Genomic DNA, 15,155 nt, shown 5'->3' on the forward strand with positions numbered 1-15,155 from the left:
ACCGCCTCTCCATAAATGTAGGGGTGATGCCACAAGACACCACCCCAGAGGATCATTTTTCAGACAGCTTCATGACCTGCACAGCTTCCGGCAGGATCAGCTTACCGTCCACGCGCTCCTTAGCAACAAAGCCAATCATACCGTTGCCAGCGAACAGCTCATTGAGCTGCTTAAAGGAACGGGTACCACGGTCACCGATGTTGTAATACTTGTAATCACCAAAGGCGATGGCATCGGTCGGGGCATAGGCAGAGGTGCGGACGCTGTAGCCGAGCAGACGGTCAGGCTCACCCTGCTGATAAGACGGCTGCCAGATATACGCACCGTTGTTGTCCTTCAGCTTGCGGAGCTGGGCAAGGGTTGCATCGTTCATGATGAAGGATGCGTTCTTGCGGTAAGGACGCTTCAGACCGTAGGCAAGGTCGAGCATATCATCGGACTTGATAGTTGCGGTCAGAGTCTTGAACAGTTGACCGCCCTTGTTCGCATCAAAGATACCAGTCGGCTTGCCAGTACCGTCACCGTTGAGGAATGCATCTTCTTCCGCATTGGCCAGAGCCTTGCCGAACTCGGTGATGATATAGCTTTCCAGATTGAAAGCGTTGTCATAGAGCAGCTCCTCCGTAACCTTGATGGCAACGTGCAGCTTGAACGCATCCAGGAAGGTCTGATCGAAGGTGGCATCACCGAAGGTCAGTGCACCGCCCTCCTCAATCCATGCAGCGGCAGGCTTGGTGGCGGCAATGTTGATCTTGTGCTGGCCGGAGGTGGTGATGTGGGTTGCAAGACCACGCATGATGTTCTCCTCATTCAGCACATCAATCAGACGGCGGTCATACTCTTCGGGAACCAGATAACCACCATCTGCATCCACGCCTTCCTGCAGAAGATTGGATACCAGGCGGAAGTTGGTACGCATAGCGGTGAGCATGGCCTGTTTATAGGCATCGGACGCACGGCCCTTCTTCTCCTCACCAGTGGATGTGGCCGTATAAGGCTTTCCAGTGATAGGGCTGTTGACGGGCTTCGCCAGTTCAGCCTCACGCTGCTCAATACGCTGGGCACGGTTGATGGCTTCGGTCAGAGAATCGAACTCCGTCTCCATGTTCTGATAGGTGGTGTGATCCTCTGCGGACAGCTTGCCCTGCTTGTCCTCGTGAGTGTCCAGGAACTGACGCATCTGACCCAGCAGGTCAGCACGGTTTTTCAGCATTTCAGAAATAGTCATTTTGAGTACCTCCATTAAATCATTTTTTCGTAAACAGTAAGACGTTCTCGGAGATCGGTGGTAGATACACCATCATCTTCGGGAACGTCTTTCGGATTGGGGATGTGCGCTTGTTCAGCGGCAGTCTTGGGCTTGCCATACTTCACAGCCATCTTGTTCATAAGCGCGTTTTCTACGCTCTTACTGGAAAACAAGACAGATGCAACCGAGGCATCCACGGCTTTATCATCCGCGGGTTCCGTATCACTCTGACCCAAGATGCCATCTGCAAGCCCAAGCTCTACAGCTTTATTGGCATTCATCCAGGTTTCTGCATCCATGAGGTGGGACAGCTTGGCACGGGACTGACCACTTTTGATAACATAGGCGTTGAGGATGGACTCCTTCACCTCGTCCAGCATGGCAATGGCCTGCTCCATAGCGGTGTAGTCACCCCATGCACCCGTTGCCGGATTGTGAATCATCATCATGGATACCGGGGACATGAGAACCGAGTCACCAGCCATTGCCACAACGGATGCAGCAGATGCCGCCATGCCATCAATCTTCACCGTTACCTTGCCCGGATACTCCTTGAGCATGGTGTAGATCTGTGCGGCGGCAATGCAGTCACCGCCGGGGCTGTTGATCCAGACGGTCACATCACCCGTGCCAGCCATTAGATCTTCTTTGAAAAGCTGGGGCGTGACATCATCATCAAACCAACTTTCCTCTGCGATGGTTCCGTTCAGAGTCAGAATCCTCTGTGCCGGAGTCGTTTCCGCCTGTTCCTGGTTCGTCCAGTTCCAGAACTTCTTTGTTTTCATCGGAATTTTCCTCCTTTCCGTCCGCTGCGAAGATACCCGCATCCTCCAGCTTGGTCATGTTGCCGTTGATAAGGTACAGATCACCACCGAGTTCGGCGGGGATGCGGTCGAGATTTTCAAGTTCACGGATGTCGTTTGCAGACATCCAGCCGTTCTGTCGACCGATGGCGTAGCCGTTCATACGGCTCTGGTAATCACCACGGAGCAGACCATCCACATTGAACTTGATAAAGTAGGTGGACTTCTCTTCTGCAGTCAACAGAGAACGCATCATGTTCTGCTCCCATCGGGAAACCCAGGGGTCCAGTGTATATTTCACGAACTCCAGCGACTGCTGCTCAATATTAGAAAAGCTTGACTTTTCCAGGTCACCGACCATGTGCGGCGGCACTCGGAAAATTCGAGCTATCTCATTGATCTGAAATTTTCGGGTTTCGAGGAACTGTGCTTCGTTGGGCGAGATGGAGATAGGCGTGTATTTCATGCCTTCCTCCAGCACCGCCACCTTGTTAGAATTGGCACTACCGCCGAAGGTCGCATTCCAGCTCTCTCGTACCTTGCCAGGGTCTTTCAGCACACCCGGATGTTCTAACACACCGCTGGGGGCAGCACCATTGGCGTAGAACTTACTGCCATATTCCTCTGCAGCGATGGCAAGACCGATAGCGTTCTTCGCCATTGCAATCGGGCTGTATCCAACCAGACCATCAAACCCCAGACCAGGAATGTGAAGGACATCCTTTGGCTGAAGAACGACCGTGCTGCCTTTCATGGTATGGGCATCATCGGAACTAAGCTGGTACTCGTAGTAGAGCTTACCGTTCTCATCTCGGTCAACCGTCATTCGGTCAGGCATCAGCGGGTATAGACCGATGATCTCATTCTTGCCGTTGCGGATGATCTGTGCGTATGCGTTGCCCCAGAGAAGCAAGTGCGTCATAAGCGTTTCCCTGAACGCAAATGATGTCATTTCCGGGTTCGGCTCATCATGGAGTAAAAAATACAGCGGATGGTCAAGAGCTTTCTCCTTACCACCGCTGTCGTTGTATTTGTAGATATGAACAGGCAGGCTTGCTACTGCTTCCGATAAAATTCGTACACAGGAATACACCGCTGTCATTTGCATGGCAGAGCGTTCATTGACTCTCTTGCCAGAAGTCGCTGTTCCCAGGAAGAAGCTATACGCACTTCCACTGGTTCGGTTGGTGGGGCCAGCCCTGGAACGGAACAGGCCACTGAGGATACCCATATCAATCCCTCCTTGATCACATTTGATGATGCACCGTCAGAAGCGATGTATAACCGTGGTCGGTTATGCAGCCGCTATATGATTTTTCGGCGGTTAAATACATACTGCAAAGTTTCTGATACAATGAAATCAAACGATAAATCGGAGGATTCCAAGATGAAAAACTTTGAAGATATGGACAATAAAGAATTTGCTTTTGCCTGCCTGGACGAGCTAAAGAAGGCTGGAAAACTGAACACAACAGCACTTGCTACCATGACCAATTCAGGTGTGTGCCACAACCTATTCCACAGCAGTCATTTTCCCGTACTGCTAGAAGTTCCAAATGAATGCTCGGATGAAGAACTGCGGTCGCTTTGCCATGTGGGAAACAAGCGGCGTTACTACCAGAACCGCATCACCGCAGAGGGGCGAACTTTCGTGGTAACAAACCACTGGTATGGTCCTGGGCGTTCCATGCCAGATAACCGCACTCCATTTCTGGAATGGGTATCTGCACTCACTAAAAACTGATGATGCCGCGCTCGTCATAAACACTGCCGGAAGTACCACCGTTTCGGATACAACGGTCAAGCCCCATGATGAGGGCAACGATACCATCGATCTTTTCCACAGAGCGTTCCTTGTCCGGCTTGATGTTACCCGCTGGGTCCTGACGCATGACCACATTCTGTGCCATCCATTTCAAAACAGGATTGCCGCCATGAACGATATTTCCCTCCATCAGCAGCTTGTACAGTTCCTTGGACGGCGGGGACATATCCTTAAAGCCCTGCCCGAAAGGAACCATCAGAAAGCCTTCGTCCTCAAGGTTCTGCACCATCTGGGTCGCATTCCATCGGTCATAGGCAATCTCCTTGATGTGGTAGTGTGTACCCAGATCCATGATGAACTGCTCGATGAATCCATAGTGGATCACATTGCCCTCGGTAGTGTTGATGTACCCTTGGCGTTTCCAGACATCGTACAGCACATGGTCACGCCGACAGCGAAGCTCCAGCGTTTCCTCCGGCAACCAGAAAAACGGAAGTACGATGTACTTCTCATCCTCTGTCCTGGGTGGAAAGACCAGAACAAAAGCGGTAATATCCGAAGTGCTGGAAAGGTCAAGACCCGCATAGCAGTCACGCCCCTCCAGAGCCTCCACATCAATGGGTAGCTTTCCACGATCGTAAATATGCTCTGGAATCCAGACCACTGTGGAGTTCGTCCACATATTCAAGCGGAGCTGTTTGAACACATTCTCTTCTGCCGGATTTTCCAGAGCGTTCTTGTAGGATTCCCGTACTCGTTCCACTGAAATGGTGTGTCCGAGGGAAGGATTGGCCTTGTACCAGTTCGCTTCATCATTCCAGTCATCGCCCTCCGCCAAGCCATACACGACCGGGTAGAAGGTGGCATCCTTCTTCCGACCGTTCTTGATGTCCAGGGCTTTGGTGTGTAATTCATAGCAGATACTCTGCTTATCCGTACCGGCCGTAGTAATGATGAAGAACAGTGGCTGTTCACGGGCATCGCCGGAACCTTTGGTAAGGACATCGTAGAGCTTACGGTTCGGCTGTGCGTGTATCTCATCAAAGACCAGACCCGATACATTTAGGCCATGCTTGGTGCCGGTTTCAGCAGAAAGCACCTGGTAGAATCCAGCGTTGCTGTAGTTAACGATACGCTTGGTGGCGGCGGTAATCTTCGACCGCTTCATCAGTGCTGGGGACATCTGAACCATCTGCTTTGCCACATCGAAAACGATGGATGCCTGGTTTCGGTCACACGCAGCACCGTAGACCTCAGCACTTGCTTCACCGTCTGCATATAGCAGATAAAGGGCAATCGCCGCAGCCAGCTCGGACTTGCCCTGTTTCTTCGGAATTTCGACATAGGCGGTAAGGAATTGCCGCTTGCCATCCGCACGGACAATGCCGAAAATATCCCGGACGATCTGCTCCTGCCAGGGAAGGAGCAAGAACTTCTGCCCAGCCCACTTGCCCTTGGTGTGGCAGAGGTTCTGGATGAAGGTCACGGCTCGGTCGGCTTTCTTTTTATCATAATGGGACGTCGGGAGCATGAATGGAGAAGGTGTGTATTGGAACGCCATCACGAATCACCTCCCAGCAGAGCTTCCATCTCATCGGTAGGATCGGTGTTACCCTCACCGCCAACAATACGGCTCCGGGCAGAGGGTGTCAGACCAAACTGCTCACAGAACTTCAGCATTATTTTCATATTTGTCTGGGCGATGGACACCTGCGGTACCTGTTGGAGGTAGCCGTTGGGAGTACGCACCATCGTACCGTGCTGGCTGATGAATTCCTCTGCTTCCTTCCAACGAGCGTATGCCTGACAGTATCCGGCAAACGCCGCCATATCCATTTCGGTCAGCAGACCCATCTGCTCCAGCGTTTTGCCCATACGCTTCCATTCCTTCTTGGCTTCATCTTCCAGCCAGGACGGGCAACGAGGGGCTTTCTTCGCGGGCTTCGGCTCATTGGGATTGAGCGGTCTGCCGCCAGGATTGCCCTCTAGCACCTTCAGTGCGGTCGGCTTTGGTTTTCTTCCTCTCTGTGCCATCGGCTCCACCTCCTTTCGCAAAAATGGCAACAAAAAAAGACCCATTTCAGAGTCCTGTAAATATCCGTATACGAGAAACAGACCCTTTCGGGTGCTGTTCTCTGCTGTTTAGTTGTACTCTTTCAGCAGGATTGCAAGAGCGGTCTGGGTGGTTTCATCTTCCGGCTCGATGTCCCAGCCCCTGTCGTAGTTGGCGGTAATCTTGCCGTTGATGCGAATCTCCAGCTTGGAAATCCGTCCCTCATCGATGCCCCACTCGCTGCCTTCTTCGTAGTGCTTGACCCAATACTTGCAAGCGATGTAACTGCCGTCCTTCTGGGGTACTCCAATCGTTCCTTTGCTCCACATAATGCTTTCCTCCGTTTTTCTGGTGTTTTCCCTTTCGGTAGTAGCATATTAACTCTAAAACACACATATATCCAGGGAATCCGGCATCATATAGTACACAAATAGCAGCAAGAAAAATCGGGTAGATCGTACCCATAACGACCAAAAGAGCCGGCCGGCTCTTTGGTACTGTCAGCTTAGTTTATGCTGAAAAGGTAGCCGTGCAGCTTTTCATGTTCTCCCTTGAGGTAGTCCATGTTGCCGCTGATTTCATCCAGCCCCTCCAGCTTGCAGCCGTTCTGCTGGAAAAGCCATGCGGTATCAACCGCACTACTCCAGCCGGAAGAAAAGGTGAATTTCTCAATACCGTACTTCCGCAGGGTGGTGACCAGCAGTTCCACATCCTTGTCCCAGACAACATCGTTGATGTCCAGGAGTTCGTTGCCATTCTCTCTGGCTTTGTCGTACTCTCGCCAGATGCGAGGTGCGGCACCGCCAAGGCTGGCAATGCGTTCCATAAGGGCTTTGTGTTCGGCTCGGATGCTATCCTTGCCAGCATCATCAGCGGCATCATACTGCTTTTTCAGCTCGGTTTCCTGCTGGTAGATTTCTTCAAAAATGTTCTTCATGGTGGTATCCTCCGGTTTGTGTGTTTTTCCCTTTCGGTAGTAGCATATTACCTCTGAAACACACATATATCCAGGAATATCGGAGCCATAATGTACACAAACATTTTAGCAGAAATCAGTGTATATTATGGCTCCGTGATCCTTAGATCTTCTGGCAACGGTCGATGCCATATAGGATATTCAGACTGCCGCCGTTGTCCCAAGCCACCATGATGGAGCCGGTATCATCGACCCCTGTCACCGTGCCGCAGGTCCCGATGGGTGGGGCCTGCTGATCGTCCATTTCCAGAAGCCGGACACGGCATCCCACAGGGTAGCGGTGGCGAAGGTCTGCCAACTGCTCAGTGGTTATAAATCGCATCATACCTATCCGCCCCCTTCATGAATTTGTCTGCCTGCCAAGCATCGGCGCTGTCTGCTACTGCCTGTTTGAGAATACGGTCATCAAAGCCGAAACGATGATAACCTTCCAGGCAGGTGTCGAAGTAACGCTGCCGAGGACACCCCAGCTTGCGCTTGCCCTGCATGATATAAATGAGGGCATCGACTTTGGTGATTTTCTCACCATCAACCAAGGAGTGCATCTCGACCGTGATCGTCTTTTTCTCATAGAAGTCAGGATACCCCTCGTAGCGGTCAAGCCAGGATTCATCCCGTTCGCTGATCTTCCAGACCAGCAAGGGAACCGTATATCCCTTTTTCGGCTCTACCGTGAGGTAGTTTCCACTCTGGCTTCCTTTGAACAGGAGTCGGTAGTCGGTCAGCACTGCCGTTCCAACATAGACTGCATCGGGGCAACGCTGGGCCATTTGTGCTACTGACAAGTTGCTGCCGTAGGCTAAGTAGTATTTGCTCATTTCGTTTCCATCCTTTCTGAAGGGCTTACCCTCCTACCACCTTAAGACCGCCGAAGCGGTCAGAAGGGGGCCTGAGGCTAAGTCCTTCAAGCGGCGCGCCCGTGACGGAAAGCTGTGTCACCGTCCAGGTTGCGTGTCAGAATTTCTCTCGCCGTGGCAAATTCCTCGCCAATGAATCCCAGCCGGAGAAGCCAAGTTCGCATAGCGTATTTCGGATTCTCGACCTGCGGTTCTTTTGGGCTTGCACTTTTTACCGTCTTTGCCATCTGGCTCAGTGCAAGGCAAAGCTGGATGTAGCTTTTCAGCTCTCCGGCGTGAAGCCCACCCCTGCGCTTGCTATCCGCATTGGCAAATTGGAAGCATCGGAATTCGATGGTACCGTGGGTGAAACAAGCGTGGTAATTCAGCATTCTGTATCGGCTGTGGTTGTAATGGGCGTTTCGGTTTTCGTAGCGGTTGTTGGCGTACCAGATGTCCGCCAAATCTTCCATAGTCTTCGGCTTGCAACGGTTCAGCCGTCCAAGAAAATCCGGGTCAACCGTCCGGCAGTAGTTGCTGATACGGTTGCGGTCAAGCCGAAGGGCAGAAATCAGAAGGCTCTCATGGCTTGCCATGATGTTTGCCAGATTCCGCAGGCTGTTCGGTGTGTGGTCATCCAGTCCAATGTGTATGTGGACTCCGCACATATGGGCTGGGTCGCTTTTTGCACCCTTGTGCCGGAGCTGGCGGAGGATTTCCTGCAAGTCCTCAATGTCATCGTAGCGAAGGATGGGCGTTCCCATCTCGGTTCGCTCATCATCGTGCTGTGCCTGAATGCTGGAATCCCGTGTGATTTTCCAGGTGCGACCCTGGTTGTCTTTGCAACTCCAAGCCTTGTAAGCTCCGCCAAGGTAGCGAACCGTGTCTTCGGTGTGGAAGTAGATTGCGATGGTCTTGCAAGCCTGCTCCCGTGTGATGTTGTACATCTCCACCTCAACGCCGATGGTCTGCTTTTTCATTTCTTCAATCTGGGTTCTGGTCTTTTCGTTCATAATATGTACCGTCCTTTGCGTGTTTGTTTTCCCTTTCGGTAGTCACATATTCGCTCTATAAGCACATATTATCAAGTTAATAACGGGGCATAATGTACACAATCATTCAGAGCAAAAATTGTGTACATTATGGCGTTTTAGTCCTCTTCGACCTCCGCCTTTGCAGCCTTCGTAGCCGCCCGTTTTGCCTTCTGGTCAGCCTTGAATTTCTCGGCTTCCTCATCGGTGCGGAAAGCAGAATGACCGACTAACTTCTCCATCAGAACCTTGCGGGTGTCTTTGCTATCCTTGCCGCCCAAGCCAAGCTGGATGAGCCAGATGCGGAAATAGTATTTTTCATTCTCCGGCTTCTGCTCGGCAGGACTGACTCGTTTGGCTTCCTTGGCCTTGGCAAGCATCGCCGCTGCCAGCTCCGTGTAGGCTTTGCTACACTCCGGCTCATTGGAAAGCGGAAAGATAATGATCACCGCCGTGTCGGAAAAGCTGATGCCCCTGGTTTCGCCCAGGTTCGCCCAGAAAAGGCTGAGGAACTCATCCTTGGTGGTTGGCAGATTGTCCTGCAAAGCCGCCACCAGCCCCTCGCTGACCGCCACACCAGCCCGACCAGTTGCCTTGTTCAGAAGGTACTGCTTGCTGTGGAGCATGAATACCAGATTCTTGAGCTGGACACCATCCATATCCTCGATGGGGAGGTTGATGTTCAGATACTCAATGGTCGGCTCTGCAAAGCTGTTCTCCTCCAGGAATGCCCGGAACTCGGCGTTTTCCTCTTCCGTTTCGGAAGTGATGACTCCATCCCGGTCAATGAGGTAGGGACCGACTGCATAAGCGAAGCTCGGTGGTCCCATGTAGCGGAGTTCCTTGCCGGAATACTCTGCGATGGCTTTCGCCATTGCTTTTCTGTCAGATGATACTGTTTCAATTCGCATAATGTATGCCTCCTTTGCTTTGGGTAGTACATTAATCACTCTGAAGGGCATATAAGTCAAGCGAATCGAGCGATCTTTATCATCTTTATTCTTCGTTGCCGTTCAGCACCCATGCGATGCCGGAAAGCACGAAAAACACACAGGGAAGAGCCACGCCATTGCCCCACATCTTATACTCTGCGGCATCGGCATGGGGAGCTTTCAGCCATTTGATGATCTGGTTTCTGGTCTTGGGTTTCGTACTGCTACCCATAACCCTGCGATGCGTTTCCCAGATTTCCGTCCAGGTTTCGATGTCAGACTCTGTAGGCTCCGGCGTTCCGAGGTCGAAACACCACCAGTCCGCAAAGCCCTGTAATCTGGCACACTCGGTCGGAGTCAGGCGGCGGACGAAGAACACAGGTGGTTCATCCTCGCTGCCGGACACGACTGGGGCATCCTTATAATCTCTGGAGAGCAAGGTTGGGGAAGTATCCTTGGTGACCTGGGCGTAGTAACCTGTGGTCATGGCATAGACAGCGTGGCGGTCTGCAGTATTCAGAGTAAACGAAACATCCTTATTGATGCCGTCCCCCTGGGGACCGTTCTTTTCTGCTCTGCCGATCATGGAACCCTGCAGGGCATAGCTTTCCACGATGGCGATGCCGCCCTGGTTGCAGGATGGATTGCCACAAGCTCGATCCAGCGTCCGAGAAGTATCCGCTTCATAAATCCCACTGTGGGGATTATCCGAAAGCATGGAATTGCTCTGGTCGGAACAGATGCCAAAAGCTCTCGGAACGAATAATGCCTGGTCGTTATTGCAGGAAAGGGTCGCTGACTTGTCCTCCTGGATGAGCGCACCTTTGCCACCGCCCTCACAACCACTGCGGATCTTAAGGGTCTTGGGCGTTTCCACCACAAAGGGCTGGTTGTTGCCACCCATTCCATAGGTGGCCGAAACCGTCTGTGCAGTTTCCAGTGGTCCCTTATACCGTGTGTCCTGTGAATGGTTCTCGAACACAAGCGGCGGATGATGGGATTCAGCCCGGAGGGTGCAGGTGACCTCATGGGTCACATCCATGCGGTTGCCGCCCTGGTCGTTTAGGACGATACCGTTTCTGCAGCGTTCGCCTGTCTCTCCAGAGCAAGGCGAAGCACCTCTGGCAGTTCTTTGCCACGCACGAAAGCTCTCCGCAGAATACCCTGACACGCCTTCGGACTCAAATAATACTTTTCCGGCACACCCGCTAGCAAGATCTGCGACAAGGAAGATGCGGCGTCTTCGCTGGGGGACTCCCCAGTATTGAGCATCGAGAGTTCTGTATGCAAGGCTCCATCCCTCTCCCATATAAATGTCGGCGTAGGGCCATCGGTTCTTTTCAGGCATAGGCACCTCGGTTCCCGGACAGACAACGCCGATGACCGCTTCGAGGACGGCTTTGAAGTCCTCGCCTTTGTTTGAGGAGAAAGCCCCTGGGACATTCTCCCACACGATGAATCGTGGATATTCTCCATTGGTCGCACACCTCATTTCTTTTATGATTCGGATTGCCTGGTAAAATAGGCTGGATTGCTTACCATCCAATCCGGCTCTCTTGCCCGCGATGGACATATCCGTGCAGGGAGAGCCGAAGGTGATAATATCGACAGGCTCGATCTCACCGCCGTTCATGCCGGAGATATCACCATAGTGTTTCATAAAGGGCAGGCGTTTGGTGGTCACCCGGATGGGGAACGGCTCGACCTCGGATGCCCACAGCGGCGTAATGCCGGAGAGCAAACCGCCGAGCGGGAACCCACCAGAGCCATCAAACAGACTGCCAAGAGTTAGATCCTTATTCATGGACAGTCACCTCCGCATACGGCAGCTTGCTACCATCACGAATCACAAAAACACCGTCCGAAGAACCAACTGCTTCGATATAGCGGTTGACGATGACATCCACGAACTTCTCATCCAGCTCGATGCCGTAACAGATGCGGTTCGTTTCCTCACAGGCCATGAGTGTGGAGCCGGAACCGAGGAACGGGTCAAGCACGATGCAGTTGCTCATGCTGGAGTTCTGGATGGGGTACGCCATCAGAGCAACAGGCTTCATGGTCGGATGCTCCTTAGAAGATTTCGGACGGTCATACTCCCAGATGGTGGTCTGCTTGCGGTCGGCATACCACTGGTGCTTGCCGCCGAGCTTCCAACCAAACAGGCACGGCTCGTGCTGCCACTGATACGGAGAACGACCAAGAACCAGGGCGTTCTTCTTCCAGATACAGCAGCCGGACAGATAGAACCCAGCATCGTGGAACGCCTGCCGGAAGATCAGTCCCTTGGAGTCCGCATGGAATACATAGATGCTTGCATCCGTTTCCATGTTCTGCTCAACATTCACAAACATGGCGAACAGGAATTTATAGAAATCCTCATCGGACATATTGTCGTTCTTGATCTTCCCAGCGGTTTCCTCCACATTTACATTGTAGGGCGGGTCCGTCAGAACCAGGTTGGCTCGGCGGCCTTCCATCAGCGTGGTGTAGGTTTCCGGCAAAGTGGAATCACCGCAGACCAGACGATGCCGACCAAGGAGCCAGACATCTCCGACCTTGGACATCGTAGGCTTCTGCAACTCTGCATCCACATCGAAATCGTCCTCTTTGATATCTTTGTTGTGTACCTTGGAAAAAAGTTGCTCGATCTCCGGGGCTTCAAAGCCAGTGAAGTCCGTATTGAAATCTGCCGACTGCAAATCCACGATGAGGTCAGCCAGGAGCTGTTCGTTCCAGGCACCTGTGATTTTGTTAAGGGCGATATTAAGAGCCTTGACCTTGTTCTCATCCTCGATGTGAACCATCACACACTGGACTTCGGTATAGCCCAGATCCTTAAGAACGGTCAGACGCTGGTGACCGCCGATGACCGTCATATCATAGTTGACGATGATAGGCTCCACATAGCCAAACTCCTGGATGGAGTTCTTGATCTTCTCATATTCCTTATCGCCAGGCTTGAGTTTCTTGCGGGGATTGTAAGCTGCCGGACGGAGTGCATCCACCGACAGAGTTTTCCATTCCATGCTCATGCGTTTTCCTCCTCTGTCACGGCAGGGCTTTCATACGGCTCTCTGCCATCTTCCTCTCTCCAGAACCTGTCACGGACATAACAGGCATGGGAGCAATATTTTCTGTTTCGGTTGCCATAGGCAGTAAATGTTTTGCCACAGTAGGCACACTGCTTTTCGTAGTAGGCGGTTGGCTTTCGGTTGATGTCAGCCTGATGCGCCGCCCACCAATTCCTTCTGCATTCATCTGAGCAGAATTTTCTCTTCCGGCCGGTGGCGGGCTGTTTGATTTCCTTACCGCAACACTGACACGCTGTTCCGGCTTCCATCTGCTCTTTCATATTGAAGGTGAGTTCCGTAGCGAAACCATCCAGCCCGTGGCTCTTGCAATAGTTGCGGACGATGTCACGGGAAAGACCGACAACCGAAGCAATGGCTCGGTAGCCTGTGCCACGAAGTCGCAGGTCACGGATCTGTTTTGCCTGAAATTCAGTCATTGCTTCACATCCTTTCGCTAAAAAGTGAGTTAAAAAAAGACCATAAAACCACTGTTTCCAGTAGGGTTTTACAGCCAAATAGCAAACAAATCAGCAAAAAGCACCGCTACCGCCCAGCTAGAAAAAGATAGGCGTTCTCGGTGCTTTCGCTATTTTTTATGAAATTTTCGGTTCCGTTCTGGGGGTGCTGGGGTATCCCCCCTATTAAATTCTGCGATTTTACACGCTTGAGGGGACGCCGGTCTTTCCGCACCCCGATAACAGAGATTTGACCCGCCCCTGGGGTGCAATGGTGGTGTGCAATCAGTAGCGGAACTCCTGGTATCGATCCTCGGTCATCGTTTTCGTATCGTGGCAACGCTTACAGAGCGATTGCCAGTTGCTTCGATCCCAGAACAGTTTCTGGTTTCCTCGATGGGGAACGATGTGATCAACCACTGTGGCACGAACATACTTTCCTCTTGCAAGGCAACGGACACACAATGGATGGGCTTGGAGAAAGGCTTTGCTTTCTCTCTGCCATCTGCTGCCGTACCCACGCTTGCCAGCGGAGCGTGTTGCTTCCGGGTGCAGGGCTTTGTGTTCCTCGCAGTACATCGTACCGTAAGGAACGAGCCTTGCACAGCCGGGGTGTTTGCATGGTGTGTTCGGACGATGCGGCATGGATCATTCCTCCCAGGGAAGACCGGGCTTGCCGAAATGTCCGTAGGCACTGACCTGGTTGTAATCCACATCCAGCAAGCCCAGCTCCTTGATAATGCCAGCTGGAGTCAGATCATAGTTTGCTCTGATCCAGTCCTTGATCTCACCAAGGGATACACGCTCAGTACCAAAGCACTCGACTGCCACAGACACAGGTTCAGCCATGCCGATAGCGTATGCCAACTGCACCTCGCACTTACGCACCTGTCCAGAACGGACGAGGTCTTTGGCGATCTTCCTTGCCATATACGCTCCGCTCCTATCGACCTTGGTAGGGTCTTTGCCGGAAAACGCACCGCCACCGTGTCTGCACATACCACCATAGGTGTCAGCGATAATCTTTCTGCCAGTCAACCCGGAATCTGCAAAAGAAGAACCTACCACGAAACGGCCGGTCGGATTGACCAGTTTCTCGAAGTCGGTGTTCAAATCGTAGTCCTGGGCGGCAGTTTCCATGACCGCTTGCACCAGAGGACGAATATCCATAACGCTGGTGTCCTCCCGGTGCTGGGTGCTGATAAGAAATGTGGTAATGCGACCTGTGTCATAATCATAGGAAACCTGTGCTTTCGCATCCGGCAAAAGCAACGGAGATTTCAGCTCACGCAGTAGTTCAAGAGCGTGTGTCGCTACCGCATAGGGAATCGGCAACATCTCTGGAGTTTCATCGGTCGCATAGCCGAACATCATACCCTGGTCACCAGCACCAGAATTACCATCGACACCAAGAGCGATGTCCGGGCTCTGCTTGCTGATGTACACAGTCACACGGTACTCTTCCGGATCAGAAAGACCAATGCGAAAAAGTACCTCTGTGACCAGAGCTTTATAGTCCGGCTCATAGCTGGAAGTGATCTCTCCGGCAATGATGACCTCATAATCTTTAATCATGCACTCTGCTGCCACACGGCTGTTTCTGTCATGGGACAGGCAGGTGGCAACAATGGCATCCGAAATCTGGTCGCAGATTTTATCCGGGTGTCCGCATGAAACCTGCTCACTCGTAAAAATCATAGAAAAAATCCTCCTTTCGTATGTACGGATGCGTGAAAGGATGAAAGACGCATCCGGCCAAGAAAAAAGAGCCTACGGAAAACTCCGTAGACCCTCTTTGCTTTTCTGGCGATTATAATAATAACACATCGAAATGGAAAAGTCAGTGCAAGACCAGTGCAAACTTTTCAGCACAATAAAACGCCCTACAAACTGGAATTTGGTGTGTGCTTTATAAATTTTTTCCAATACACTCAAGTTCGTTCATGGAATCCTTATTTTTTTCAAGTTCATCTCTGGCTGT

17 protein-coding genes are annotated in these 15,155 nt (G+C 52.0%); 1 reads left to right on the forward strand and 16 read right to left on the reverse strand.

Annotated features, from left to right (window positions below; genetic code table 11):
- Positions 1-52: 52 nt before the first annotated feature.
- From DWZ76_RS08260 to DWZ76_RS08270, 3 genes are read right to left on the reverse strand one after another with little or no spacing between them, the layout of a single operon-like run.
- Positions 53-1,228, reverse strand: coding sequence for a phage major capsid protein (locus DWZ76_RS08260; RefSeq protein WP_118472390.1), 1,176 nt, complete (start codon positions 1,226-1,228; stop codon positions 53-55).
- A gap of 14 nt (positions 1,229-1,242) precedes the next feature.
- Positions 1,243-2,034, reverse strand: coding sequence for a head maturation protease, ClpP-related (locus DWZ76_RS08265; protein WP_118472391.1), 792 nt, complete (start codon positions 2,032-2,034; stop codon positions 1,243-1,245).
- Positions 1,925-3,283 carry a phage portal protein gene (locus DWZ76_RS08270; protein WP_118472392.1) on the reverse strand — a complete coding sequence of 453 codons (1,359 nt, stop codon included), beginning with the start codon at positions 3,281-3,283 and terminating at the stop codon, positions 1,925-1,927. Before DWZ76_RS08270 ends, DWZ76_RS08265 begins: the two co-directional genes overlap by 110 nt.
- A gap of 156 nt (positions 3,284-3,439) precedes the next feature.
- On the opposite strand from DWZ76_RS08270, the gene DWZ76_RS08275 reads away from it, so the two are divergent.
- Entirely contained in the window at positions 3,440-3,796 is a 357-nt protein-coding gene (locus tag DWZ76_RS08275; protein WP_147353129.1) for a hypothetical protein, read from the forward strand.
- Here DWZ76_RS08275 and DWZ76_RS08280 read toward each other — a convergent pair.
- The 13 genes from DWZ76_RS08280 to metK form a co-directional block, all read right to left on the reverse strand.
- A complete protein-coding gene (locus DWZ76_RS08280) occupies positions 3,786-5,378 on the reverse strand; it encodes a terminase TerL endonuclease subunit (protein WP_118472394.1) in 1,593 nt (530 codons plus the stop codon). The genes DWZ76_RS08275 and DWZ76_RS08280 overlap by 11 nt on opposite strands.
- Positions 5,378-5,851: a phage terminase small subunit P27 family gene (locus DWZ76_RS08285; protein ID WP_118293545.1), complete on the reverse strand. Its 474-nt coding sequence runs from the start codon at positions 5,849-5,851 to the stop codon at positions 5,378-5,380. Before DWZ76_RS08285 ends, DWZ76_RS08280 begins: the two co-directional genes overlap by 1 nt.
- Positions 5,852-5,959: 108 nt before the next feature.
- Entirely contained in the window at positions 5,960-6,199 is a 240-nt protein-coding gene (locus DWZ76_RS08290; RefSeq protein WP_118293546.1) for a hypothetical protein, read from the reverse strand.
- Between the two features lie 176 nt (positions 6,200-6,375).
- A complete protein-coding gene (locus DWZ76_RS08295; RefSeq protein ID WP_118472395.1) occupies positions 6,376-6,807 on the reverse strand; it encodes a hypothetical protein in 432 nt (143 codons plus the stop codon).
- Positions 6,808-6,949: 142 nt separating this feature from the next.
- Positions 6,950-7,168, reverse strand: a complete 219-nt coding sequence (locus tag DWZ76_RS08300) for a DUF4314 domain-containing protein (RefSeq protein WP_118472413.1) — start codon at positions 7,166-7,168, stop codon at positions 6,950-6,952.
- Positions 7,149-7,664, reverse strand: coding sequence for a gamma-glutamylcyclotransferase family protein (locus DWZ76_RS08305; protein WP_118472396.1), 516 nt, complete (start codon positions 7,662-7,664; stop codon positions 7,149-7,151). The genes DWZ76_RS08300 and DWZ76_RS08305 overlap by 20 nt, the downstream gene beginning before the upstream one ends.
- Positions 7,665-7,750: 86 nt before the next feature.
- Complete coding sequence (locus tag DWZ76_RS08310; protein WP_118472397.1) at positions 7,751-8,695, reverse strand: amidoligase family protein; 945 nt, start codon at positions 8,693-8,695, stop codon at positions 7,751-7,753.
- Positions 8,696-8,832: 137 nt separating this feature from the next.
- Complete coding sequence (locus tag DWZ76_RS08315; protein WP_118472398.1) at positions 8,833-9,624, reverse strand: hypothetical protein; 792 nt, start codon at positions 9,622-9,624, stop codon at positions 8,833-8,835.
- 85 nt (positions 9,625-9,709) lie between these two features.
- Entirely contained in the window at positions 9,710-11,449 is a 1,740-nt protein-coding gene (locus DWZ76_RS08320) for a DNA cytosine methyltransferase (protein ID WP_118472399.1), read from the reverse strand.
- Positions 11,442-12,674 carry a site-specific DNA-methyltransferase gene (locus DWZ76_RS08325; protein ID WP_118472414.1) on the reverse strand — a complete coding sequence of 411 codons (1,233 nt, stop codon included), beginning with the start codon at positions 12,672-12,674 and terminating at the stop codon, positions 11,442-11,444. Before DWZ76_RS08325 ends, DWZ76_RS08320 begins: the two co-directional genes overlap by 8 nt.
- A gap of 2 nt (positions 12,675-12,676) precedes the next feature.
- Entirely contained in the window at positions 12,677-13,156 is a 480-nt protein-coding gene (locus DWZ76_RS08330; protein ID WP_118472400.1) for an RNA polymerase subunit sigma-70, read from the reverse strand.
- Between the two features lie 303 nt (positions 13,157-13,459).
- Positions 13,460-13,819: an HNH endonuclease gene (locus DWZ76_RS08335; protein WP_118472401.1), complete on the reverse strand. Its 360-nt coding sequence runs from the start codon at positions 13,817-13,819 to the stop codon at positions 13,460-13,462.
- 3 nt (positions 13,820-13,822) lie between these two features.
- On the reverse strand, positions 13,823-14,872 hold the full coding sequence (metK, locus tag DWZ76_RS08340; RefSeq protein WP_118472402.1) for a methionine adenosyltransferase: 1,050 nt from the start codon (positions 14,870-14,872) through the stop codon (positions 13,823-13,825).
- Between the last annotated feature and the right edge of the window lie 283 nt (positions 14,873-15,155).

The sequence above is a fragment of the Clostridium sp. AF35-15 genome (genome assembly GCF_003477745.1).
GTDB lineage: Bacteria > Bacillota > Clostridia > Lachnospirales > Lachnospiraceae > Otoolea > Otoolea fessa.